The 24746-nt window shown below is 62.8% G+C and carries 20 protein-coding genes; 6 read left to right on the forward strand and 14 right to left on the reverse strand.

The genetic code is table 11. The features are described from left to right. Positions 1–225: 225 nt before the first annotated feature. Positions 226–1338, reverse strand: coding sequence for a substrate-binding domain-containing protein (locus ACFOEV_RS14505; RefSeq protein ID WP_386775151.1), 1113 nt, complete (start codon positions 1336–1338; stop codon positions 226–228). Between the two features lie 473 nt (positions 1339–1811). Between ACFOEV_RS14505 and ACFOEV_RS14510 the strand changes: the two genes are divergently transcribed. After that, positions 1812–2042: a hypothetical protein gene (locus ACFOEV_RS14510; protein ID WP_386775153.1), complete on the forward strand. Its 231-nt coding sequence runs from the start codon at positions 1812–1814 to the stop codon at positions 2040–2042. 118 nt (positions 2043–2160) lie between these two features. Here the strand turns inward: ACFOEV_RS14510 and ACFOEV_RS14515 are convergent, their stop codons facing one another. The 8 genes from ACFOEV_RS14515 to ACFOEV_RS14550 all read right to left on the reverse strand — a co-directional run bounded on the left by ACFOEV_RS14515 (position 2161) and on the right by ACFOEV_RS14550 (position 10600). Then, positions 2161–3201 (reverse strand): hypothetical protein, encoded by a 1041-nt coding sequence (locus ACFOEV_RS14515; RefSeq protein WP_386775155.1) that lies wholly within the window; start codon positions 3199–3201, stop codon positions 2161–2163. A 99-nt stretch (positions 3202–3300) separates the two neighbouring features. Beyond that, entirely contained in the window at positions 3301–4386 is a 1086-nt protein-coding gene (locus ACFOEV_RS14520; RefSeq protein ID WP_386775157.1) for a porin, read from the reverse strand. Positions 4387–5017: 631 nt separating this feature from the next. Further along, entirely contained in the window at positions 5018–5863 is an 846-nt protein-coding gene (locus tag ACFOEV_RS14525) for a ProQ/FINO family protein (protein WP_386775159.1), read from the reverse strand. A 127-nt stretch (positions 5864–5990) separates the two neighbouring features. Further along, positions 5991–6524, reverse strand: a complete 534-nt coding sequence (locus ACFOEV_RS14530; RefSeq protein WP_386775161.1) for a dihydrofolate reductase — start codon at positions 6522–6524, stop codon at positions 5991–5993. Then, positions 6521–7333, reverse strand: coding sequence for a thymidylate synthase (locus tag ACFOEV_RS14535; protein ID WP_386775163.1), 813 nt, complete (start codon positions 7331–7333; stop codon positions 6521–6523). Before ACFOEV_RS14535 ends, ACFOEV_RS14530 begins: the two co-directional genes overlap by 4 nt. Positions 7334–7460: 127 nt before the next feature. After that, complete coding sequence (lgt, locus tag ACFOEV_RS14540; protein WP_386775165.1) at positions 7461–8258, reverse strand: prolipoprotein diacylglyceryl transferase; 798 nt, start codon at positions 8256–8258, stop codon at positions 7461–7463. A 159-nt stretch (positions 8259–8417) separates the two neighbouring features. Next, complete coding sequence (locus tag ACFOEV_RS14545; protein WP_386775167.1) at positions 8418–9215, reverse strand: sulfite exporter TauE/SafE family protein; 798 nt, start codon at positions 9213–9215, stop codon at positions 8418–8420. Next, entirely contained in the window at positions 9215–10600 is a 1386-nt protein-coding gene (locus tag ACFOEV_RS14550; RefSeq protein WP_386775169.1) for a response regulator, read from the reverse strand. The genes ACFOEV_RS14545 and ACFOEV_RS14550 overlap by 1 nt, the downstream gene beginning before the upstream one ends. Positions 10601–10722: 122 nt before the next feature. Between ACFOEV_RS14550 and ACFOEV_RS14555 the strand changes: the two genes are divergently transcribed. After that, positions 10723–11496, forward strand: a complete 774-nt coding sequence (locus ACFOEV_RS14555; RefSeq protein ID WP_386775171.1) for an NRDE family protein — start codon at positions 10723–10725, stop codon at positions 11494–11496. 310 nt (positions 11497–11806) lie between these two features. Here ACFOEV_RS14555 and ptsP read toward each other — a convergent pair whose 3' ends face one another. Together ptsP and ACFOEV_RS14565 are read right to left on the reverse strand one after the other, a co-directional pair. Beyond that, complete coding sequence (gene ptsP, locus ACFOEV_RS14560) at positions 11807–14068, reverse strand: phosphoenolpyruvate--protein phosphotransferase (RefSeq protein ID WP_386775173.1); 2262 nt, start codon at positions 14066–14068, stop codon at positions 11807–11809. 44 nt (positions 14069–14112) lie between these two features. Next, entirely contained in the window at positions 14113–14604 is a 492-nt protein-coding gene (locus ACFOEV_RS14565) for an RNA pyrophosphohydrolase (RefSeq protein ID WP_386775175.1), read from the reverse strand. A 153-nt stretch (positions 14605–14757) separates the two neighbouring features. On the opposite strand from ACFOEV_RS14565, the gene ACFOEV_RS14570 reads away from it, so the two are divergent. The 4 genes from ACFOEV_RS14570 to ACFOEV_RS14585 all read left to right on the forward strand — a co-directional run bounded on the left by ACFOEV_RS14570 (position 14758) and on the right by ACFOEV_RS14585 (position 21621). After that, a complete protein-coding gene (locus ACFOEV_RS14570; RefSeq protein ID WP_386775177.1) occupies positions 14758–15411 on the forward strand; it encodes a histidinol-phosphatase in 654 nt (217 codons plus the stop codon). Between the two features lie 459 nt (positions 15412–15870). Beyond that, on the forward strand, positions 15871–17265 hold the full coding sequence (locus tag ACFOEV_RS14575) for an FAD-dependent oxidoreductase (RefSeq protein ID WP_386775179.1): 1395 nt from the start codon (positions 15871–15873) through the stop codon (positions 17263–17265). Positions 17266–17406: 141 nt separating this feature from the next. Continuing rightward, entirely contained in the window at positions 17407–18555 is a 1149-nt protein-coding gene (locus tag ACFOEV_RS14580; protein ID WP_386775181.1) for an efflux RND transporter periplasmic adaptor subunit, read from the forward strand. A gap of 3 nt (positions 18556–18558) precedes the next feature. After that, complete coding sequence (locus tag ACFOEV_RS14585) at positions 18559–21621, forward strand: efflux RND transporter permease subunit (RefSeq protein ID WP_386775183.1); 3063 nt, start codon at positions 18559–18561, stop codon at positions 21619–21621. Between the two features lie 75 nt (positions 21622–21696). Here ACFOEV_RS14585 and rsd read toward each other — a convergent pair whose 3' ends face one another. The 3 genes from rsd to gshA form a co-directional block, all read right to left on the reverse strand. Continuing rightward, a complete protein-coding gene (gene rsd, locus ACFOEV_RS14590; protein WP_386775185.1) occupies positions 21697–22200 on the reverse strand; it encodes a sigma D regulator in 504 nt (167 codons plus the stop codon). A 135-nt stretch (positions 22201–22335) separates the two neighbouring features. Further along, the gene (locus ACFOEV_RS14595) at positions 22336–22842 is read right to left on the reverse strand and encodes a disulfide bond formation protein B (RefSeq protein WP_386775187.1); all 507 of its coding nucleotides are present in this window, start codon (positions 22840–22842) and stop codon (positions 22336–22338) included. Positions 22843–22862: 20 nt separating this feature from the next. After that, complete coding sequence (gshA, locus tag ACFOEV_RS14600) at positions 22863–24476, reverse strand: glutamate--cysteine ligase (RefSeq protein WP_386775189.1); 1614 nt, start codon at positions 24474–24476, stop codon at positions 22863–22865. Between the last annotated feature and the right edge of the window lie 270 nt (positions 24477–24746).

Below are 24746 nucleotides of genomic sequence, written 5' to 3' on the forward strand. Positions count from 1 at the left end.
CTCGCGACGACGCAGTTACCTTCGGCTACGGGGTCATGGCTTACCCCGGTGTGGACTTTCACCACACGGAATGCACGCCTTCGCGGGCGCACTAGGAGCGGCTTCAGCCGCGATTGGCCAGTCGGCCCCGACACCCGCCATCTACCGCTATAGCTCTCTTTCTTCTTCAAGTCGCGAAGCGACGTCTTCCCGGCGCGCAGCGCCGCCCTTCCAGCTTCCAGCTTTTCATGCCGACAAATACCGGTCCTGGTACTCGTTACGCAGCGCCACGTACCACGGTTCCTGGATCGGCCACCACCACAGGTTGGCCAGGTCGTCCTCGGTGTAGGAATCCTGGAAGAACTTGCGGGTCGCTTCCGGCAACAACGCCTCGGCACCCTTGGCGGTGGAGTTGTAGCCGGTGGCCTCGACGAACATGGATCCGGCTTCCGGGGTGTAGTACCAGTTGATCAACTCGTAGACGGCATCGGGGTTCTGGGCGTTCTTGGGAATCACGAAGCCTTCCATCCACGCCAGGGCACCTTCACGCGGCGCGGCGTAGGCGATATCCTCGCCCTCCTGCTGCAGGCGGAAAGCGGTGCTGTCCCACGTCTGGCCGATGATCGCGCCGTTGGTGCGGAAAGCGGCCTGGGCATCGTTTTCGGTATCCCAGAACTGCACCAGCATGTCCTTGTGCTTGATTGCCTCTTCGAGAATGACATCGAAATTGGCACGCATCGCCTCTTCATTCTTGTAGGAATCGAGCAGTGGGAATGGCAGACGCCCTTCACGCTCCAGCCACAGGCCGATACCCACCAGCGCCGAATGCCCACGTACCGTGACGCCCTGGCCATGATCGGGATTCCACAGGTCGGCATAACTCAGCGTCGCACGGTCGATGTCGGTGAAGCGGCGGTTGTAGGTGATCGCCTCGGTTCCCCAGTCGCTGGGCGCGAAGTAACGCTTGCCATCCACTACGCCGCCCACCTCGGAGCCGGCGATGGCGCTGTCCAGCGCGCCACCCCAGTTGATGCGCGACTCGTCCAGCGGCTGCACCAGGTCGTAGTCGAGGTAGCCCGGCACGCGGTCCACGGTGGGCATGATCACGTCGAAGCCGCTGCCATCGGTGGCACGCAACGAATTCATCAGCTCGTCGTTGGTGCCATAGGGAGTGAAGGTGGCGCGGATGCCGGTTTTCTCGGTGAAGTCGGCAAGCATCGCCTCGGAAAAGTACCCGGCCCAGGCATAGATGCGCAGGGTCTGGTCCTGGGCAATCGCCCGATTGATGTAGAACGGCACCGAGGCGGCGGCCCCGGCGGCCAGTGTGCCCTGCAGAAAACGACGACGCGTGATCGACATTTGTTGGTCTCTCCCTGCTAACGAAATCCGATTCATTGTTCGAGGGGCTGCCCGGCCCGCCACTCGTCATGACAGGGGCCTTGGTACCCATCGCGACCCTAGCGCTGGGAGATGACCGGGAGATGACGATTGAATGACCGTTCAACTTGCCTAGCGTTGAGAATAGCAGGCGGCCAGAAAAGCGACAGATGGGGGATTCAACGCTGCGGGCTGCGGGCTGCGGGCTGCGGGCTGCGGGCTGCGGGCTGTAGGGTCGCCACCCAGGCAGCAAAAGCAACACATCGCTCGTAGCTCGTGGCCCGTGACTCGCTGCTGGCGCGCAGCGCCCGTGGCTGTAAGTTTTGGCGGGCCGACGCTACAAAGAACCAGACACCTTACTGATCAACTTGACCACCATCCCGGATAACGATGGTTGATACAACGGGTGTCGTGACGCGCAGCATAGTAAATAGACTGACAAGTCGAGGTGTCCCATGAAGATCACGCTATTCACCACAGCCGCTCTGGCATCGCTTCTGATGGCAGGCTCGGCTTTTGCCATGGATTCCGAGGCCGTGGAAAAACATCTGGAAAAAATCAACCAGCAGGCAGAAGAAACCGCTGCCAACCAATCCCGCGTCGAGGCGCTCGAAACGCAGGTGCAAGAACTACAAGAATTGATTCGCATGATGCTCGAGGAAGAGGAGGAAGGTGCAAGCACCTGACCCCTTATCCAGCCGAAACATTCGCCTCTTTACTTGCGAGTGCCGAACAAGGATGGGCCGCTAAAGGCGGCCCATCCTTGCCTTGAGCGCCCTGGTCAGACCAGGAGGCAACACGACTTCATTGACGGTCCATCTGGACCACCTTGAGTTCATAGTTATTGACGCCGGTCATCACCGAGCCGAACTTCTGGCCCTGCACACGGATGCGATAGCGCCCGGGAGTCAACTCGGTACGCAGATCGACATTGCCATCGAAGCCCTGGCCCGCCCCTTCGGCGACCACGCGCCCGCTCTCGTCCAGCACCTCCAGCTCGATCCGGTAGGTGTCCTCATACCCCTTCGGATAGGTCGCGGTGGTGATGGCGATGGTGCCGGCTTCGACCACATCGAAGGTCAGGACTTCGCCACGGGCACGGATCTTCACATCGGTGACGATGGTCTCGAAACCCTCGGGTGTCGCCCTGTCAGCGGCCTGCCCGGCTGGTGCTTCACTGGCTGACGGCTGGGGGGCGGCAGTCGACGGCGCAACGTCCCCGGCCATGGCAGAGCCCTGGGCATCGCTCGGCGGCTCGGCCGCGGGGGCCGCTATGGTCGCCACGTCGCTGCGGTCGCGCACAAAGACGCTGCGGCGCCCCTTGCGGTCACTGCCGGTAAAGACCAGCCCCTCGCCATCGCTGACGCCCTCCTCGAGGCGACGCCCTTCGGCATCCAGTCCCGACACCGTGATATAGAAGCTGTTGCCTGACCTGGCGCGGGTGCCGAACTTGTGGCCCTCCACACGCAGCACATAGTCGCCCGGCTGCAGACGCTGACGCATCGCCAGGCCACCGCTCCGCCCCAGGGCCTCGCCACGGGCGATCACCTGGCCCTGGTCATCCAACAACTCCGCCGCCACCCGATAGTCCTCCGAAAAGCCGCCCGGTACGCGGCTCTCGAACAGATAGGTCCCGGCTTGCTTGACGGTGAAGTCATGCTCATGGGGAGAACCGTAGAGGAAGCTGCGGCTACGCGCGTCGTTCTCCGACTGCAGAAAGCCGGTCAGATCGAGCTGGCGCCCTTCCTCGCGAAAGCGCTCCTCCATCACACTGTCGGCGACAGCGACATCGGCCAGCACAAGACCGCACGCTATCAGGGCGCCGGTCACAATAGACGGTTTCATAGGACCTCGCATCGGCACAAAGAAAAAAGCCGATCCCGCAGGGATCGGCTTCGTTATATAAGGCTTTCGGTACAGGGTCAAACCCCGCGACAAAAGCGCTTAGAACAGGTAGGTGACACCGACGGCTACGCCATCGTCTTCGTCGTTTGCCTTGTCGTACCAGGCACCCTCGACCCAAGTGTACATGGCGTCGGAGATGTTGTAGGTAGCGCCAAGGATGACCTCGTTGTAGGTCTCGTCACGGTCCTGCTCATCCTGGATGGTTTCGTCCAGCTCGCTCAGCAGGGTACCGGCACCCACGTCGACGTACTGGTAGGCGGCGTAGATGTCGCCCATGCCGTAGCCGTAGCGGGCACCCAGGCCGTAGAAGTTGATGTCGTCGATGGCTTCACCACCGAAGCTATCCTGGCCGGCCTCGAAACGCTCGAGCTTCAGCGCCACACGCAGGGTATCGACGGTGTACTGGGCGGTGATACCGTACTGCTCGCCGGCATCGAAGGAACCGCCACCGGTGAAGTCGGCGTCGTAGTTGTCCAGGTTGTCGTAGGCGGCCGCGATGGAGAAGGCGCCAACGGCGTACTTCACGCCACCGAAGAAGGAGGCGCTGCTGTCGGATTCGACTTCATCATTGATTTCTTCCGCATCGCCCTTGTACTGGGTACCGACGGCGAACTGGAAGCCGCCCAGCGACGGTGACGTGTAGGTGAACTTGTCGCCTTCACGGTCGCCGATGCCGTAGCCGTCGACGATGGCGCCGTTGGAGTCGCTGACGTCGAAGAACTCGTTGTTGCTGACCGGATCCTGGATCCAGTCATCGATCAGCGGATCGTAGGAGCCCAGGCGACCGTCACCGAAGTTGCCGCGCAGACCGACATAGGCCTGGTCGCCGGCATCACGACCCCTGACCTTGATCTCGTCGGCCTGGAAGTCGTCGAACTCGAGCTTCAGGTAGCCGGTCAGGCCCGGATTGATCACGTGCTCGGCATTGAAGCCGAAGGTGGAGCCGTTATCGAGGAGCTCGTCCTGCCTCTCACCCTCACCATCTTTGGTGTTGGCGTAGGCGATCTGGATGTTGCCGTACAGGTCCAGCTTGGTGCCGTCCTGATTGTAAACGGTGGCAGCCTGAGCAGCGGCAGAGGCACCCAGGGCACCGGCGATAGCAGTCGCTAACAGTGTCTTTTTCATCGCGATATGTTCCTTTTTCACTAGCTTACTGTTTCGATCGTTACTGCAAAAGCAGTCGGCTTTCCCGGTGCGCTTTGGATTCGATACCAGCCGAATCCGAGACCGCCACCTGAGCGAAGCCTTGTTATAATCCAATGCTCGCAGGGAAACCTTATACCGGGATTTTCGAGAGCGCAAGAAGAAAAAACACTGTTTTTAATCTCAACACTCGAAAATCATGGAACCTTTTCCCTGCTCCCGTGGTCGCGCCACCACCCTGCAACGCGCCCCAGACTGACGACCTTGCATGACAACAAGATGACGGCAGCGAGCCTCGCCTATCTTGGCGACACCCGCGCCAGCTTGCAAGAGGGAATCTAATCAACGGCTTGCGAATCCGCTCAATAAGGATATGACGGTCTTTACAGACAAGGGGATAGCGCTCGAGCCGTAGGCGAGATCTCGAGCATAGTAGGAAAGTTTACGGGCTGCGGGCTGCGGGCTGCGGGCTGCGGGCTGCGGGCTGCGGGCTGCGGGCTGCGGGCTGGATGCTCGCTATCGAGGTGGCAAAAGGCAAGGAATCGCTCGCAGCTCGTGACTCGAAGCTCGTAGCCGGCGCATAGCGCCCCGCTCGTAGCCCGCAGCCGTTACCTCAGTGATCGTGCTTGGCCAGCAACTCACCGATCTTTCGCTCGAGCCGTTCGTCCTTCTCCTGCTGACGCTGACGCTCGCGGCGCTTGGCCTGGCGGGTGCGATTCTGGGCCTGCAGATCGTCGAGCTGCTTGCGGGCGTACTTGGCTTCGCCCTCGGTGACCGTGCCGGCGCTCTCGCCGTCCAGCCCCACGCGTTCGGCCCCGGCGCGTACCGCCTTGAGATAGCGCGGCAGGTGCACGTAGCAGGCCAGCGCCCGGCGCACCAGTTTTTCCGGCCATGGTTCACGCGCCACCAGCTCTTCGTGAATGCCGACCTTGAGTGGCCGGGTGTGGCCCTTGAAAAAGGTCTCGGTATAGCGGCGGTACCATTCATCGAGCAACGCCTGGGGGGAAGGGGCTTCACCGATCGGCAAGCGGCTCTGGGGCCCGGGCGCCTCGTCTGGCGCAACCTCCGAGGGTGACTCGCCGCGGGATGGCGGCTGTCGGTCGAGCACTGCTGGCGATGCCGGACGAGGGGAAGTCGGTGGCGCCTGTTCGACGGCCGATTCGTCTTTCCCTGCCCCTGCGGCGGGATCGTCCTGGGTCACCGGGGCCTTGGCCTTCTCCGAAGCCGGCGGCGCATGGTGCCGAGGCCGGCGCGCCATCAACGCCGCCAACCCCTGGCTGCGGCCGGCGGTCACGGGGGCCTCCCGCTGGGCATCGAGCTGGTCGCGAAGCTGGCGATTCTGGGCCTGCAGCTCGCGGTTCTCCGCTTCCAGCACCTTGATCTGCGCGCGTGCGTCGAGAAGCTCCAAGAGCCCCTTGTCGGCTTGCCGTTCCAGAGCGTCGATGAGTTGAGGGATCAAGGGCACAACCCTCCCTGAGTGATGCTGTATGCCATGCGCCATTCGAAAGGGATCGACGTGGGTGTCGAGCCCCGCTTGATTCACCAGTCTGTGCCAGCTTTGACCCACTGACAAACTGCCCACCCCCTCAATGGCGCCGATATTCGACGAAAGCATAAGCCGGCTGCCCTTCCCTGGCCTCACCGGCTACGCGCTGCACCTCTTGCCATTGGGCCATGTCCAATTCGGGGAAACGAGCATCGCCTTCGACCTCGAGATCGACCTCGGTGAGATACAGCCGCGAGGCCCAGGGCAATGCCTGAGCGTAAATCTGGGCGCCGCCCATGACCATGATTTCCTCGGCGCCGTCGATGATCGCCTGCTGGTCGGCCAGGTCCAGAGCACTGGCCAGGTCGTGACAGACCCGCACGCCGGGCGGCTCGAAGTGGGGGTCGCGGGTGACGACGATATTCAACCGCCCCGGCAACGGCCGGCCGATCGAAGCGAAGGTCTTGCGCCCCATCACCAGCGGCTTGCCCTGGGTCATGGCCTTGAAGAACTTGAGATCCTCGGGCAGGTACCAAGGCAGCTTGTTGTCGACCCCGATCACCCGATTGCGCGCCAGGGCGGCGATCATCGCCACCGGGACGACGGTTTCGACATTCGGCGCTTCGCCACTCATACCGCCACCTCGGCCTTGATATGCGGATGGGGATCGTAGCCCTCGATGCGAATGTCTTCGTACCGGAAGGCGAACAGGTCCTCGACATCCGGATTGAGTACCAGTCGCGGGGCCTCACGCGGGGTGCGCGAAAGTTGCAGTTCGGCCTGTTCGAGATGATTCGAGTAGAGGTGCGCATCGCCCAGGGTATGGATGAACTCGCCCGGCGCGAGACCGCAGACCTGCGCCACCATCTGTGTCAGCAGTGCATAGCTGGCGATGTTGAACGGTACGCCGAGGAAGATATCGGCGCTGCGCTGGTAGAGCTGACAGGAGAGCCGCCCCTCGGCGACATAGAACTGGAACAGCGCATGGCACGGCGGCAATGCCATCTCGTCGACCAATGCGGGGTTCCAGGCTGAGACGATCAATCGCCGCGAATCGGGATGCGCCTTGATCTGCTCGACGACATTGGCGATCTGGTCGACATGGCCGCCATCGGGTTTCGGCCAGCTACGCCACTGGTAGCCGTATACCGGGCCCAGCTCGCCATTCTCGTCGGCCCATTCGTCCCAGATACGTACGCCGTGTTCCTTGAGGTAGGCGATATTGGTATCGCCGGCCAGGAACCACAGCAACTCGTGGACGATCGAGCGCAGGTGCAGTTTCTTGGTGGTCACCAGCGGAAAGCCGCGCGACAGGTCGAAACGCATCTGATGGCCGAAGACGCTACGCGTACCGACGCCGGTGCGATCGTGCTTTGCCACACCGTGCTCGAGCACGTGCCGCATCAGGTCCAGATAGGGTTGTTCCAGCGCCGGCAGCGCCATATTCGATGGAGTCGATGGGGATTGCTTTTCAAGGAATGTCACAGTATCGCCGGACGTCAAAGCCAATGTGGAAGGCTAGTGTAGCGATGCTGTGACATCAGAACCAGAGCCCAAGAGTAAGCGTGCGTTATCCCTTGCTTGGCGAAAAATCCACCGGCTGGCTGCGCGACCAGGCAATCAGCGCCACACCGGCCGCGATCATCGGCAAGGTAAGCAACATGCCCATGGTCACCCAACCGAAGGCGATGAAGCCGATGTGAGCGTCGGGCAGACGCACGAACTCGACGGCGAAGCGGAACACGCCATACAGGAGCAGGAAAAGACCGGAAATCATGCCGCGAGCGCGGGGCCGGGCCGAGACGAACCACAGGATCGCAAACAGCAACACCCCTTCCAGCAGCGCCTCGTACAACGACGAGGGATGACGAGGCGCCGGCCCCATGCCGGGAAACGCCATGCCCCACGGCAGCTCGGTAACCCGTCCGGGCAGTTCATGGTTGATGAAGTTGCCGATGCGCCCGGCCCCCAGGCCAATCGGCACCAGCGGCGCGACAAAGTCGGTGAGCTGGAAGAACGCCAGCCCATGCTTGCGCGCAAACAGCCAGGCGGCAAGCAGCACGCCGATGAGACCGCCATGGAAGCTCATGCCGCCATCCCATACCTGGAACAGCCACAGCGGATTGTCCAGCAACCGCTCGATACCATAAAACAGTACATAACCCAGTCGCCCACCGGCCACCACGCCGATGGCGCCATAGAACAGCAGGTCGCCGACATCGTCCCGGGTCAGGCCGATCCGGGCGGCGCGCCTGCGCCCCAGCCACCAGGCCGCCACGAAGCCGATCACATACATCAAGCCGTACCAGTGGACGGTCAAGGGCCCCAACTGGATGGCCACGGGGTCGATATCGGGATAAGAAAGCATGCAGGATCCTTGATGAATTCAAAACCAGGAGTGAAACGATAAAAACTGCCACCGAGGGGCGGTAAGCGATAAGCTGCGAGCGGTAAGTCACCCACAGACCCCAGCCCCCGGGGAGGGGGTTGTTTTTTCTTACAGCTTACCGCTTCAAGCTTACAGCTCCTAAAGCAGAAACCTTACCCCCACCCCCGCCAGCAGGGTGGCGAAGGCCAGGCGCAGTACGCGGGCCGACAACACATGCGCCAAGCGTACTCCCAGGCGCGCGAAGGGCACGCTGGTCAGGACGATGCCCAGGAAGGCCGGCCATGCTACGAAACCGATGGCCCAGGTAGGGAGTTCGGGGTTCCCCCAGCCCACGACGATGAAAGTCAGGGCACCGAAGATGGCGATCGGTAGGCCACAGGCCGCCGATGTCCCGACGGCTTCGGTCATCCGGGCCCCGGCACGCGACAGCCACGGCACCGTCAGGGTGCCGCCGCCGATGCCGAACAGCGCCGAGATGCCACCGATCACGACACCGGCCAGGCCCATCGCCAACCGCCCAGGGGCGGTGGAGCCCGGCCGCGGGGCCAGGCCCAGCGCCATCCTGACGGCGACCACCACCACGAACAGGCCGAACAACGTCCCCAGCAAACCACCGGACAGACTACCGGCGACGAAGACCCCGGCTACCGCACCCAGCATCAGCCCCGGCAGCAGCGCCAGAAACCAGTGACGGTGTACGCTGCCCTTCTGTATGTGCCCCCAGGTGGAGGAGGCGCCGGTGACCACGATGGTGGCCAGCGAAGTGCCAACGGCCAGGTGCATGGTCACGGCCGGCTCCACGTCCTGCAGCTCGAAGGCGAGGACCAGGGCCGGCACGATGATCAGCCCGCCGCCAACCCCGAAGACACCGGCCAGGGTGCCCGCCAACGCCCCCAGAACCAGATACCCCGCCATGATCGTGACCGACGAGGTCATCACTGCTGCCGGTCTTCCAGCGCATCCGGCAGCCAGCGCCCTACCATGTCGAGCAGGGCCTGGGGACGATACGGCTTGGGCAGGAAGTCATCCATTCCCGCGGAAAAGAAGCGCTCACGATCCACAGTGCTGGCATTGGCGGTCAGCGCCACCAGCACACTGGGAATGGCACCGCCACCCTGCTCTTCTTGATGACGCCAGCGACGACTGGTTTCGACACCATCGAGATCGGGCATGTAGATATCCATGAACACCAGGTCATAGTGTTCGCGTGCCGCCAGTTCCAGCGCCTGCTCGCCACTCTGGGCAGTATCCACACCGAGCCCCTCGGCCTCAAGCACCCGGCGCGCCAGCATGGTATTGACCGGTCCGTCATCGACGATCAGGATCCTGGCGCGGACTTCCGAGGCAGCCTGGGAGGGTTCGGCATCGTCGCCATCGATCGGGCTGGGACCGGTGAGATTGGCCACCAGTATGGCAAGATCGGCAAGGCGCTCACGCAGAATGCCGTGCTGCTCCGGCGACTGGCAGACGTCGAGATGTCGGCCCAGGTCGTTGATGACGACATCCAGCTCATGCTGCAACAGAATCAGGTAGCTCGACTTGAGCCGCGACTCCTCGCGCGCCCGGTCCCGCGACAGCGTCAACTGCGCCAGACGCTGCTGTTGGTCGTTGACGTCTTCCAGGATTCCCAGGGCATGGCCATGACCGTCAACCAGGGACGACAAGCGAAAGGTCTGCCATCCGCCCTTGCTGTCATGGAGCCTTACGACACTGGAACCCTGCCCCTTGTCATCGCGACGAATCAGATATTGCAGATCGAGCCCCCGCATTTCGCCAAGCGAACGGCCGACCAGTTGCTCGAAGGCACTGTTGGCAGCCACCAGACAGTCATGGCGAGCAATGAATGCCGGCCGTGACAAGCGTTCCAGCATCTGCATCAGATGAGGGCGTTCAGCGAACCGGTTGAGCACCGTCTCCAGCACATCGAGCAGCGATTCCAGACGCGTGACCGGCCCCTCCCCTGTGGTCCTGGCCGGTACCAGCCGCCGTGACTTGAGCCACGGCGGCAGCTCTTTCTGCAGTTCGCGCAACACTCGCTCCAGGCGCTCGAAGGGTACCCCGAGTGCCACTTCCCAACGCTGCAATCGATGGCGCAACAATAACAGGAAGGTGGTGACGATCAGGCTGGTACCCACCAATAACGCGAGTATCAACCAGGAGAGGGCTCGCCAGGATTGCTGTGCCGGCATCGCCGACTGCCACAGCACCACCCACGCCAGCGCGCAAAGCACCACCAAGCCAGCCTGCACCAGCAACAGTGGCCAGAGAGTGGGCCAGATAAGCCAGCGCCATAGGCTATCCGTGCGTGTCTCGACTCTCATTATCGTCCCTGTGATCGGTCGATGATGGCAACGAGTGTACGTCGCGCGAGCGTGTCTGTCATGACGCTATCGATGTCGCCACCCCTTTCCTGAAACAGGGATACAAGGCTAAAGTAGCGCTCATGTGCCTGATCGCCTTCGACTATCGCCCCGGCCAACCAGCCCCTCTGCGCCTGGTGGCCAATCGCGATGAATTCCATGCCCGCCCCAGCGCCGCCCTGGCCGTCTGGCCAGATGCGCCATCCATCGTCGGCGGTCGCGACCTGCAGGCCGGCGGCACCTGGCTGGCGGTGCACCGCCGCGGGCGCTTTGCCGCAGTCACCAATGTCCGCGACCCGGAGCTCATCGCCCCTTCCGGAGCTCCCAGCCGTGGGCACCTGGTGCGCGAGGCCCTGGAATGCAACGATCTGGCTGCCTGGCTTGAGGCACTGGCCGATCGTCATGCCGCGGATTACGCCGGCTTCAACCTGCTGGCTGGCGGTCCCCATGGCTTGTGGCACCTGCATCGTGGCCGCCAGAGGATTCAATTGCTGCCCATCGCCCCGGGCATCCATGGCATCTCCAACGATAACCTGAACACCCCCTGGCCAAAACTCGAACTGGCCCGCCGGGGCCTGGCCCAGAGCCTGGAATCCGGCAACTGGCCGCAGGCAGCATTGGCCGCCATGCGTGAAAGTCGCCCAGTCGAAGAACTCGAGCGCCTGCCGGATACCGGCGTCGGCGCGGAACTGGAAAAACGCCTGTCGCCACCCTTCATCGTCGGCGACGACTACGGCACCCGAGCCATGAGCTGGCTAGAGTGGCGTAGCGATGGACACATCGAGATCGGCGAGCGACGCTTCGGCCCAAACGGCGAAGCGTTGGGGGAGACGCAGTTGGAGGTCGAGTGCGGCTAGGCTTATTGGCTCGGTCGCGTGCAGGGGTGGTTTCAGCCGCGATGGAAAGTATCGCCCAGGCTAGATAGGGCACCGCGCTCAAGTAGGAGTGGCTTTAGCCGCGATCCGACCGTCAGGTCGGCTTAGCTTCCTGTGCCCCTTATGCCAAGGGCAGTGGCTATCGGGCTCTGACTGACGCTGGTGCCAGGAACATCGCGGCTAAAGCCGCTCCTACCTTAGCCATGGTGCCCACAATGCCTGCTGCCCGGGCATCGGCAACCAATCGCAGCACAGCCGCATCCCTTAGCGATGGTGCCCCAACGCCTGCCACTCAATCCTTCGGCGGCAGCAGATGTGCCAGTTGCCATTCGCCCAGGCGCTTCTCGAGATGCTGCCGAACCTCGCGCGGCGTCGCCAGGCTCAAGATCTCGGAAACCAGGGACTGTGCCGATGTCTGCGATACACGACGAATGGCAGCGCGCACCCGCGGCAGGCTCGGTGCGTTCATCGACAGGGCATCGAAGCCCATTCCCATCAGCAACAGGGCTCCGGCCGGATCCCCAGCCAATTCGCCGCAGACGGAAATCGGCACGCCCAGCGCCGCGGCCTCGTCGGCCAGCCGTGCCAAGGCCACCAGCACGGCCGGATGACAGGCGTCATAGAGCCCGGCCACGCGAGGGTTGTTGCGATCCACCGCCAACAGATACTGGGTCAGGTCGTTGCTACCCACCGAGAAAAAGTCGACCCGCGCGGCCAGTGGCTCGAGCTGGTAAAGCGTGGCCGGCACCTCGAGCATGACCCCGATCTTCGGCCGCGCGACCGTCACGCCCTCTTCGGCCAATTCGGCCTGGGCCCGCTCGATCAGCTTGAGGGTGTCATCGACCTCATCGACATTGGTCACCATCGGCAACAGGATCTGCAGGTTGCCGAGTCCCAGTGACGCACGCAGCATGGCGCGAAGCTGCACCATCAGCACCTCGGGATGGTCCAGGGTCACGCGGATACCGCGCCAGCCCAGGAAGGGGTTGGCCTCGTCGATGGGAAAGTACGGCAGATCCTTGTCACCGCCGATGTCCAGGGTGCGCATCACCACCGGCAGCGGTGCGAAGCTCTCGAGCTGGTCGCGATACAGGCGCGTCTGCTCCTGCTCACCGGGAAAGCGCTCGGTGATCATGAATGGCACTTCGGTGCGGTACAGCCCCACGCCACTGATTCGCGTCTTCAGCGAGGCCACCGCATCGACCGCCAGACCGGTATTGACCATCAATGGCATCGCGTGGCCATCGGGGGTCTGACTGGGCAAGTCCTGTTCGTGCTCGAGCACCTGAGCAAGAGCCGTTTCCTCGTCGATCAGGTTCTGGTAGTGGCTCTGCAATTCGGCATCGGGACGCACGAACAACCGTCCGCGGTGGCCATCGAGGATGACCGGCGCACCATTCAGACGCGGGAGCGGCAGGTCGACCATTCCCAGCACCGTGGGAATCCCCATGGCCCGAGCGAGAATCGCCACATGCGAGGTACTCGATCCGCGAATCGATACCAGCCCGGCCAACTTGCCGCGCGGCACTTCACCGAGGGTGGCTACGCTGATCTCGTCCCCCACCAGCACGGTGCGCTCGGGGAAAGTGTCCGGCGTCTGTGGTGTTTCTTCCTGCAGGTGCGCCAGCACCCGACGCCCCAGATCGCGCACATCCGCCGACCGCTCGCGCAAGTAGTCGTCATCGACCCGTTCCAGATACTGCACATGGCGACGCACCACGTCGGCCAGCGCCCCGGGCGCCCACTGTCCCTCACGAATACGCTTCTCGACTTCGTGGCCCAGCGCGGCCTCGCTGAGCATCTGCTGGTAGACCTCGAACAGCGCCAGCTCCTGGGCACTGATACGACTGGCGAGGCGTTCGCCGGCGGCGCGGATCTCGTCGCGTACGCGATAGATGGCATCCTTCAGGCGCTGGATTTCGTAGTCGGTATCGGTGGGAATCAGGTCAGGGACATTATCCAGATCGGCAGGCGGGGCGATCACCAAAGCTTCGCCGATGACCATGCCCGGCGAGGCGGCCACACCGGTGAATGTTGCCATGCCATCGGCACGGGTCGGTCGATTGAGCGCACCGGTAGCCAGCGCGTGAGCCAGGACCCCGGCCAGTTGCGCCGCCATGGTTACCAGGAAGGCTTCATCGCCTTCGTCGAAGCGCCGCTTGTCCTGCTGCTGTACCACCAACACGCCGAGCATGCGCCGTTGATGGATGATCGGCACGCCCAGGAAACTGGAGAAGCGTTCTTCACCGGTCTCGGCGAAGTAGCGGAACTGCGGGTGTGTGGGGGCGTCCTCGAGATTGAGCGGTTCCTCGCGCTGGGCGACCAGGCCCACCAACCCTTCGCCCAACCGCATGGAAACCTGTCCTACGGCCTGGGCATGCAGGCCGATGGTTTCCATCAATATCAGGCGCTGCTGCTCGGTGTCGAATAGGTAGAAGGAGCAGACATCGGTCCGCATCGCCTTGCGAATACGGCGCACCATGGTCGAGAGCGCGGCGTTGAGGTTACGCGCGCCGTTGACCTCCTGGACGATGCGGCGAAGAACATCGAGCATAGCTTGTCTTCTTGTGTAGCCTGAAAATTCATGCCGGCGGGAGCTCAAACGCCCCCTAGTGCCAGCCGCTGTGCACGTGGTGCCAATTCACGCAGGGCGCGACGATAGACCTCGCGCTTGAAGGGCACCACCTGTCCCAGAGGATACCAGTAGCTGACCCAGCGCCAGCCATCGAATTCCGGCTTGGCGGTGGTATCCACACAGATCCGGTTATCCTGGCAACGAATCTCGAGCAGAAACCATTTCTGTTTCTGGCCGATACATACCGGCCGCGAATGCGTTCTTACCATGCGTCGTGGCAGACGATAGCGTAGCCACCCCCGGGTGCAAGCCAGCACGTCGACATCGGCTGCCGTGAGGCCGATTTCCTCTTCAAGCTCTCGATACAGGGCCTGTTGTGGTGTCTCGTTTGCCTTGATGCCTCCCTGAGGAAACTGCCAAGCATTTTGTCCTACCCGACGCGCCCAAAGCAGCTGGCCCTCGCGGTTGGCGATGATAATGCCAACGTTGGGGCGGAAGCCGTCAGCGTCGATCACGGACGTCACCTTATGAATCCACTATTACGGCCATTCTTCCACAAAGCCGGAAAGCGCATCAATACAAGCTATGACTCCGTGTAACGACAGTGTTCATGATCGGGCGTGTCTGTAATAATCGGCAACCCGTTTCATAGTGACAAGGAGCCTACCTTGAGCCTGGCCATCTTCGACCTCGACAACACCCTGCTGGGCATCGATAGCGACCATGCCTGGGGGGAATTCCTGCTCGAGCAGGGCGCCGTGGACCCCATTTCCTATCGTGAGGCCAACGAACGTTTCCTGCGCGACTATGAAGACGGCACCCTGGATATCCATGCCTTCCTGGCAGTGGCCTTGAAACCGCTAGCCGACAACACCCCCGAACAGCTGGCTGCCTGGCACCAGCAGTTCATGGCCAGCAAGATCGAACCCAATATCCTGCCCAAAGGGGAAGAACTGCTGGCACGCCACCGAGCACATGGCGACACTCTATTGATCGTTACGGCCACCAATCGTTTCATCACCGGCCCCATCGCCGAGCGACTGGGCGTCGATCACCTGATCGCCGTGGAACCAGAAATCGTCGCTGGCCGCTACACCGGCCGCGTTTCCGGCACCCCCAGTTATCGCGAAGGCAAGGTCGTCCGTATCGAAGAGTGGCTAACCGGCAAGGAGCTGACGCTGGACGACGCCTGGTTCTACAGCGACTCCCACAACGACCTGGCGCTGCTCGAGCGGGTCGACCACCCGGTAGCGGTGGATCCCGACGACCTCCTGCGCCAGGAAGCCAAGGCGAGGGGCTGGCGGATCATCAGCTTGCGCTGAGGCTGCGGGCTGCGGGCTGCGGGCTGCGGGCTGCGGGCTGCGGGCTGCGGGCTGCGGGCTGCGGGCTGCGGGCTGCGGGCTGCGGGCTGCAGTCTCGTTACTTTCAAGCTCACTGCAAACCGCTTGTAGCTCGTCGCTCGTCGCTCAATTCCTTCCTTCTTTTGGTCAGCAGACAGAAATTTCCATATTGCACCGCACCATGAACCAACGCCATGCATCCATCACTATCATACTGATTTTCATGGTATTTTTCCACACCTCCATTCCCAAGCTTTTCCTTATGGCCAACTGCTTCAGCATAAAGTTAAGCTTTGGTATGGATTTTTTTTGCCGCCAATGTGGCTATAATGCGCCATCTGACTCACGTCGAACCTGTCAAGAACGACCGATTTCCGACAGGCGTAGGCCTCCGGGAAACCCTGGAGGGTTTGTCCCGCACCCAGGCAAGCGAGAGCATTCATGTCCACACCGACCTATGATGTCCTGATAGTGGGTGGCGGCGTATCCGGCACCGCCCTCCTCTACGAACTGGCTCGCTACACCGACCTCAAGGCCATCGGCCTGGTCGAGAAGTACGATCACGTGGCGATCGTCAACTCCCATGGCCGCAACAACAGCCAAACCATCCACTGCGGCGATATCGAAACCAACTACACGTTGGAAAAGGCCAGGGTGACCAAGCGTACGGCGGGCATGGTGGTCAACTTCGCAACCAAACTGGCGCCAGAGGTGCGTGACAAGATCGTCTATCGCTATCCGAAGATGGTGCTCGGGGTTGGCGAGCAGGAGTGCGAATTCCTGCGCAATCGCTATACCCGGTTCAAGAAACTCTTTCCCCGCATGAAGCTGCTCGAGCGCGACGACATCGCCGAACTCGAGCCCAAGCTGGTCGAAGGGCGTCGTCCGGAAGAGCCCATCGTCGCCATGGGGTCGACCGACGAATACACCGCAGTCAACTACACCACCCTTTCCGAGGCCTTCGTCAAGGAAGGCAGCAAGAGCGCCGAAGAGAAAGGCATGGCCTGCGACATCCACCTGTCGACGGCGGTGGAGAAGATCGAAAAGGTTGGCGACCTGTACAAGATCAAGACGCCCAACAAGGGCACGTTGAGCGCCCGCTACGTGGTGGTCAGCGCCGGCGGCCATTCGCTGCTGTTCGCCCATCAGATGGGCTATGGCCGGGACAAGTCCTGCCTGCCGATGGCCGGCTCCTTCTATTTCACTCCACGAGTGCTCAACGGCAAGGTCTATACCGTCCAGAACGAAAACCTGCCGTTCGCTGCCGTCCATGGCGACCCCGACGTGCTGGTGGAAGGCAAGACCCGTTTCGGGCCAACGGCCCTGATGCTGCCGCTGCTGGAACGCTACAATGGCAAGACCTTCTTCGAGTTCCTCAAGGTCCTGCGCCTGGATCGCAATGTCGTCAAGGCTCTGTGGGACTTGATGAAGATACGCGACATCCGTCGTTATATCTTCAAGAATTTCCTGTTCGAGGTACCCTGGCTGCGTGAGCGCCTGTTTCTCAAGGACGTCCAGAAGATCGTGCCCAGTCTGACGGTCAAGGACGTCAGTTTCGCCAAGGGCTTCGGCGGCGTACGCCCGCAATTGATCGACAAAGGGGAGAAGAAACTCGTCATGGGCGAGGCGAAGATCACCCCGGGTAACGGTATTGTCTTCAACATGACGCCTTCTCCCGGTGGTACCAGTTGCCTGGGCAATGCCGAGAAGGACATGTACCTGGCCCAGGAATTCCTCGGCTTCCACATCGACAAGGAAACCTTCGAGCGAGATCTGCTCACGGGCGAGATCCCGCTCACCGACCTGGTGCGTCCGGCCGCCACTTCATTGATGTAACGTCTCCCCCGACCCACCGCCGCCCTATCGCCCCGGTCCACTACCGGGGCGACGACGTTTTGTCCGGACGGACAAATGCGACATGCCAATCCCTGCGTTATGATGCTGGCCACATCTCGCCAATCCGCCCAAGGAAGGCCTATGGCATTTCGTCGTCCTTCTCTGTCCTTCGTGCTCGCTACCGGCTGTGCACTGGCCCTGCTGGTGTGGATGACATTCGGTGATCTGCAACGCTTTCGTGCCGAGGCCCCCGCCGCCGAACCCACCGTCGACCCGCTGCCCCGGGTGGAAGTCCGCGAGAGCCGACAGGCGTCTTATCAACCCTCGCTGATCGCGCAAGGGCAACTCATGCCCTGGAAGGAAGTCGAGCTGCGCGCCCGCGCCAGCGGCCAGATCGAAACCCTGCCTGTCGCCCAAGGTGATGCCGTCGAGGCCGGCACCCCCCTGCTGCACCTCGCCCTGGAAGACCTGCCCGCGCAGCTCAAGCGCGCCGAGGCCGAACTGGAACTGGCGCGTGCCGAATTGAGCGGTGCCGAGCGCCTGCGGGAGCGGAATCTGGTATCGCGCACCGAGCAACTGCGAATGGCCAGCGCGGTGGCAGAGGCCGTCGCCGAGGTGGAGAGCCTGCGCCAGACACTATCGCATACCCGCCCCCAGGCGCCCTTCGCGGGCACACTCGATCGCCTGGATGTGGAAGAGGGCGACGTGCTGCAAGTCGGCGAGCCCTATGCCCTGCTGATCGACAACCAGCGTCTGAAGGCCCAGGCCTACGTGGCCCAGCGCGATGTCCTCGACCTTTCCCCCGGCCTGCCAGTGCGGGTCAGGCTACTCGATGGCAGTGAACTGGCAGGCGAACTGACCCATGTCGCTGCGCGTGCGGACCCGAGCACTCGCACCTTCGCCATCGAGGCCGTGGTCGACAATCCCGCACGCCGCCGCCTGGGTGGCGCCAGCGCGACTCTCGATATCACGCTCCCCGAGCGGCAGGCCCATCAGCTGTCACCGGCACTGCTGGTGCTGGACGACATGGGGCGGCTGGGCGTCAAGACCCTCGACGCTGATGACCGGGTTGCCTTCCATCACGTGTCGCTGGTGGCGATGAAACCCGACCACGCCTGGGTCGCCGACCTGCCCGAACAGGTACGGCTGATCACTCTGGGAGGTGGCTTCGTCGAGATCGGCGAACGCGTCGAAGCAGTGCCGGTGGCACCGGATGCCACCCCCGATGAGGGCTCGGCCCTGGCCGGCGGCAAGTTGCCTGGTGCCGATGGCGACGACGGGGAGCGCTGATCGATGCGCACGCTGATCCTCGCCGCCCAGGACCGCTCGCGCACCACCCTGCTGCTGCTGGTCTTCCTGTTGCTTGCCGGCACGGCAGCCTATTGGGCGATTCCCAAGGAGGCCAATCCCGACGTCGCCATCCCGATGATCTATGTATCCATGACGCTGGAGGGAGTGAGCCCGGAAGACGGCGAGCGACTGCTGGTGCGGCCCATGGAACAGGAACTGCGCGCCATCGAAGGCGTGCGCAAGATGACCTCCCAGGCCAGCGAAGGCCATGCCTCGGTGATGCTCGAGTTCGATGCCGGCTTCGATCCGCGCCAGGCCTTGGCCGATGTGCGCGAACAGGTCGACATTGCCAAGAGCTCGTTACCCGAGGAGGCCGAGGAACCACGGGTCATCGAGGTCAATGTGGCACTGCTGCCGGTGCTGTCGATCGGCCTGTCGGGGCCGCTCGAGGAAACCCAGTTATTGACGGTGGCACGCCGGCTGCAGGAAGAGATCGAAGGCATCCCCGAGGTGCTGGAAGTGGAGATCGGCGGCGAACGCGAGGACCTGCTGGAAATCGTCGTCGACCCGCTGGTGCTCGACAGCTATGGCGTCGACTTCGACACCCTGTTCAGTCAGGTTTCGCGCAACAACCGCCTGGTGGCCGCCGGCAGCCTGGATACCGGGGCCGGCCGCATGGCCCTGAAGGTACCGGGGGTGATCGAGAACCTCGCGGATGTCCAGGCCATGCCGGTCAAGATCGACGGCGACCGGGTGGTGACCTTCGGCGATGTGGCGCGTATCCGGCCGACCTTCAAGGACCCACGAGGCTTTGCCCGCATCAATGGCCAGCCAGCGCTGGTGCTGGAGGTCACCAAACGTGCCGGAGCCAATATCATCGCCACCATCGGATCGGTCAGGGCGGTATTCGAGGAAGCCGCCCCACTGCTCCCCGCGGACCTGGAAGTGACCACCATCCTGGACCAGTCCCAGACCGTCGAGGACATGCTCTCGGATTTGCTCAACAATGTACTGACGGCGGTGGTACTGGTGTTGATCGTGGTGGTCGCCGCCATTGGCCTGCGTGCCGCACTGATGGTCGGCCTGACCATTCCCGGGGCCTTCTTCACCGGCATACTGCTGATCTGGGCAGTCGGCTATACACTCAATATCGTGGTGCTGTTTTCACTGATCCTGGTCGCCGGCATGCTGGTGGACGGGGCCATCGTGGTCAGCGAACTGGCCGACCGCCATCTCATCGAGGGCCAGCCGCCACAAGATGCCTGGGCCAATGCGGCGGCACGCATGTCATGGCCGGTGATCGCTTCCACCGCCACCACGCTCGCGGTTTTCGTCCCCTTGATGTTCTGGCCCGGCGTGGTCGGTGAGTTCATGAAATACCTCCCGGCCACGGTGATCCTGTGTCTGCTGGCCTCCCTGGCCATGGCACTGATCTTCCTGCCTACGCTGGGGGGAGTGTTCAGTCACGGACGCGCTCGCAGTCAGGTCGTCATCAGCGCAGGAGGGCACGCCTATCGCCGCGTGCTCGGCTGGCTGCTCGTCCGCCCCGGCGTCACCCTGCTGAGCGCCCTGGCCGTGATGGCGCTGGTCTATGTCGGCTACGCACGCTTCAATCACGGGGTGGAATTCTTTCCCGACGTCGAACCCGACAGCGCCCAGGTCACGGTGCGGGCGCGTGGCGACTTCTCGGTCATGGAGAAGGATGCCATCGTGCGCCGCGTCGAGTCGCGGCTGGCCGGCATGAGCGAAGTCAAGGCACTCTATGCCCGCACCTTTGCGATGGCCGATGAGGAGCTCCAGCTCGGCGCCGACGTCATCGGCGTGCTGCAGTTCCAGTTGATCGACTGGCAGCAGCGTCGCCCGGCTCGCGAGATCCTCGACGACATGGCCCGTCGCACCGAGGACCTGGCCGGCGTGGTTCTGGAATTTCGCCAGCAGGAGGAGGGGCCGGCGGCCGGCAAGCCGATCCAGCTCGAGGTAAGTGCCCAGGACCCGGCGCGAACGCTCGAGGCCGTCGACCGATTGCGCGCAGCCATGGAACAACTGGGCGGTTTTCGCGATATCGAGGACAACCGCAGCCTGCCCGGCGTGGAGTGGCGAGTACAGGTCGACCGCGAGGCAGCGGCACGCTTCGGTACCGATGTCGCCACGATCGGCAGTGCCGTGCAACTGGTGACTACTGGTCTGCAGGTGGCCAGCTACCGCCCCGCCCGGGTAAACGATGAAGTGGATATCCGGGTGCGCCTGCCGAAAAGCTGGCGCTCCCTGGATCAGCTCGGCCGCTTGACGCTGAACACGCCGCGAGGACAGGTCCCCATCAGCCACTTCGTCGAGTTGGAGCCGGCGCCCAAGGTGGGTAGCCTGCAGCGGATCGATGGCCGTCGCGCGCTCACCCTGGAGGCCGACGTGGCCGAGGGCTATCAACCCGATGAGCGGCTGCAGACGCTCGTTGACACCTTCGACTCGCTACCCGATGGCGTGATGCTCAATGTGGCCGGCGAGCAGGAAGACCAACGGGAAACCATGCAGTTCCTGATCACCGCCTTTCTGGTCGCCCTGTTTCTGATGGCGCTGATCCTGGTGACCCAGTTCAACAGCCTTTACCAGGCTACTCTGGTACTTTCGGCGATCGTCTTTTCCACCGCCGGGGTACTGATCGGTCTGCTGGTCAACGGCCAGCCGTTCGGCATCGTGATGGTCGGCATGGGCATCATCGCCTTGGCGGGCATCGTGGTGAACAACAATATCGTGCTGATCGATACCTACAACCATCTGCGTCGTGAAGGGCTGTCGGCACCGGAGGCAGCGCTGGAGGCCGGTGGCGTGCGCCTGCGCCCGGTACTGCTCACCGCTCTCACCACGGTACTGGGGCTGATGCCGATGGTATTGGGCGTCAATGTCAATCTATTCGCGCCATCACTGGGCATCGGCGCGCCCTCGACCCAGTGGTGGACCCAGCTTTCCAGCGCCATCGCCGGAGGCTTGACCTTCGCCACCGGTCTGACACTGCTGCTGACGCCCTGCATGCTGGTGCTGGGAGCGAAACTGGGCAGGAAGCGGCACTGATACGGAACTTCGCATGGCCGATTGGCCATGCGGTATGCGGAACAAAGTCGGGGGAGGTGCCGAAGCGGGTTCTTCTCAGGTCGTGGCTCGCGACGCCATCTGAGCGCCCGGCGGTGGCGAATGGGCGGCATGCAGACGCCCGATCAACTGGTCTTCCAGGGCGAAGCGTTCTGTCAGCCCCTTGCCCAAGCGGTCGAGCCATGCCGGTAGTCGCGGCAGATAATGCTGGCAGCGGGTCGGCGACGCATAGTCGGCATCGAACGACAATACCAGTTCGGTGGACATGTCCAGGCGCTCGAGCAGCTTGTCGGCAATCACCAGCGCTTCGTCATCGCTGAATGCCTTGGCTTCCTCGCGCAGTTGAGGATAGATCTCGAAGTGACCGGCACTGATATAGTCCATCAGCAATTCACTGAAGGCGTCGATCTGCGCCTTGTCGACGGCATCGAGCTCGACATCGCAAGCCTCCCGCAGTTCGACGAAGCTCACCAGCATGTCACGGCGCTGGTCGAGCCAGCGATCTATCAACTGGTGCACGCCACCCCAGCGTTCCAGTGCAGACTTGCAATCTTCCAGCATGGGCGCCTCCCTAGCTCGTCTTCTACGCCAGCGGTCGATCGTCTCCAACCGCATGGTGGACTGACAGACTCACCTGCCTGGCAGTCGCTGTCAATCCCGATCTGAGCACTTGCCGGTGGAGAATCGGTTCAACTCTCAAGATCCGCCGCGCATGCCGCGAAGCAGCATGCCCAGCGGGGACAACGCCAGTATCAGGAAACCGATCAGCGTCCAGCCGGGCAGCGACAAGCCGAGAAACAGGAAGCCGATCTCGGCACATTCTCCGGAACCTGACAGCACATGCACCAACACCTCGCGCAGGGGCAGGACGTCCACCATGTAGTCCAGGCTCGGTCCGCAGCTCGGCACCTGGTCGGCTGGCAAGGACTGCAGCCACAGATGACGCCCGGCCACGCCGATCCCGCCGGCGACACTGAGCAGCCCCAGGGTGCCGTAAAGTGCGCCCCAGCGTCCCCGCGGATTGTGAATGGCGGCCACCAGCAACACCGCCGCGGTGGCCAGCACCCCGACCCGCTGGAAGATGCACAGCGGGCAAGGCTCGAGCCCCACCACATGTTCGAGATAGAGCGCCACGCCCATCATCAGGGCACAGAACAGCAGGCCGGCGATGCTCCACTGCCGCACGCTAAGCGTTTGCCGCATGCTGAACGTTCTCACTGACATCATCGACCGACGGCCTCCTTGCTCGTCGCACGGGGTTCTTGAGCCCGGGCGAAGTAGTGTTCGAGAAAATCGCTGAAACTTTCGATATCCGCCGCCTCGATATCGCCCTGCTGCTGGTGCGAGGTTTCGGTGAGTTGGCTGAACAGTGCATCACGGGCACGATCCATGGACTCGCCACGCAACTGAGTCGCCTGGTCGCGGGCCAGCTCCAGCATGTAGTCGACGAAGTCGTCACCGCTCTCCTCGAGCGCCAGCAGCATCTGGCCCGACGGCGTCAGGCGCGGATCGTCGAGACGCGGCGCCAGCTCGCGGATGGCATCCGCGTGCGGGCTACCGCCTTCGATGATATCCAGCAGTTCAGCGACCTGGACCAACTCGGCGAACACCTCATGGCCCAGCTCTGCCAGGCGCCGCTCGGTGCTGTCGATGGCCAGTCGCAGCGACGGGTCACGCCCGCGCTCGACCACCAGCGCGCGGTTGTCATCGAGCCGGTCGCATTCATCGTCGGGAATCCAGGGGCTGTCGGTGAGCAAGCACCACATCAGGAAGGTATCGAGGAAGCGCATCTGGGTTTCGTCGATGCCCAGTGTCAGGAAGGGATTGAGGTCGAGACAGCGCACCTCGATGTATTCGACGCCACGCGCTTCCAGAGCCTGGCTGGGCGTCTCGTCATGGCGAGCCACCCGCTTGGGCCGAATGTCGCTGTAATACTCGTTTTCGATCTGCAGGATATTGGCGTTGAGCTGCTGCCAGTCGCCGCCATCGTTGACCCCCAGCCGTTCGTAGGCCGGCCAGGGGGTGGAAATGGCATGGCGCAGGGTACCGACATAGTTCGACAGTGAGTTGAAGCAGATCTTGAGCTGGGCCTGGACCTTGTTCTGATAGCCGAGATCCGACATGCGCAGGCTCGTGGCATAGGGCGAAACCAGCGTATTGCGGGCATGCGCGCGTAGCTTGTCGGGTGTTGCCCCGGTCAGAAAACTCCGGTCCAGTGCCGGCGATGCGCCGAACAGGTACATCAACAACCAGCTATGGCGGCGAAAATGGCGAATCAGGCCGAAGTAGCGCGACGAACGATAGTCGTTCATGGCGACATCGCCCTGTCCGTCCAGTTCACGCAGCAATGTCCACATGTTATCGGGCAGCGAGACGTTGTAGTGCACCCCGGCGATGGCCTGCATGATGCGCCCGTAGCGGACATCCAGGCCCTTGCGGTAAACGTGCTTCATCGTCCCGATGTTGGAAGTGCCATAGTCGGCGATGGGTATGCTGTCGTTGCCGTTCAGGCGCGCCGGCATACTCGCCGGCCAGATCAGTTCATCGCCCAGGTGGCGATAGCTGAAGCGGTGCAGATCGCCGAGGAAGGCCATGGCATCCTTGGGCCGGCAGTACACCGGGGTGATGTACTCGAGCAGTGCCTCGGAATAATCGGTGGTGATATGCGGATGGGTCAGTTTCGAGCCCAGCTCCCGAGGATGCAGGCTCTGGGCGATCCGCCCGGCGCTGTCGACACGCAGACCTTCCTTCTCGATACCGCGCCGCAAGCGGCCGATCAGTCCCTGGCGTGCCGGCCCCTTGAGCCGCGTGATGACGGTGGCAAGTTGCTCGGACAAGGTGAACACCCCATGTCATGGAAGCGGTCGGCGATGCCGCGGCCGCTTCGGTCGTGATAACCACGCGAGCGGCGACTCTCGGGGTCGGCGCTTGCACAAGTGTCAGATTATGGTGGCGGGCAGCTACCTTTCAAGTTTCGGGCTTCGAGCTGCGAGCTGCGAGCTTCGAGCTTCGAGCTTCGAGCTTCGAGCTTCGAGCTTCGAGCTTCGAGCTTCGAGCTTCGAGCTTCGAGCTTCGAGCTTCGAGCTTCGAGCTTCGAGCTTCGAGCA

The organism is Litchfieldella rifensis (assembly GCF_042646605.1).
Lineage (GTDB): Bacteria > Pseudomonadota > Gammaproteobacteria > Pseudomonadales > Halomonadaceae > Litchfieldella > Litchfieldella rifensis.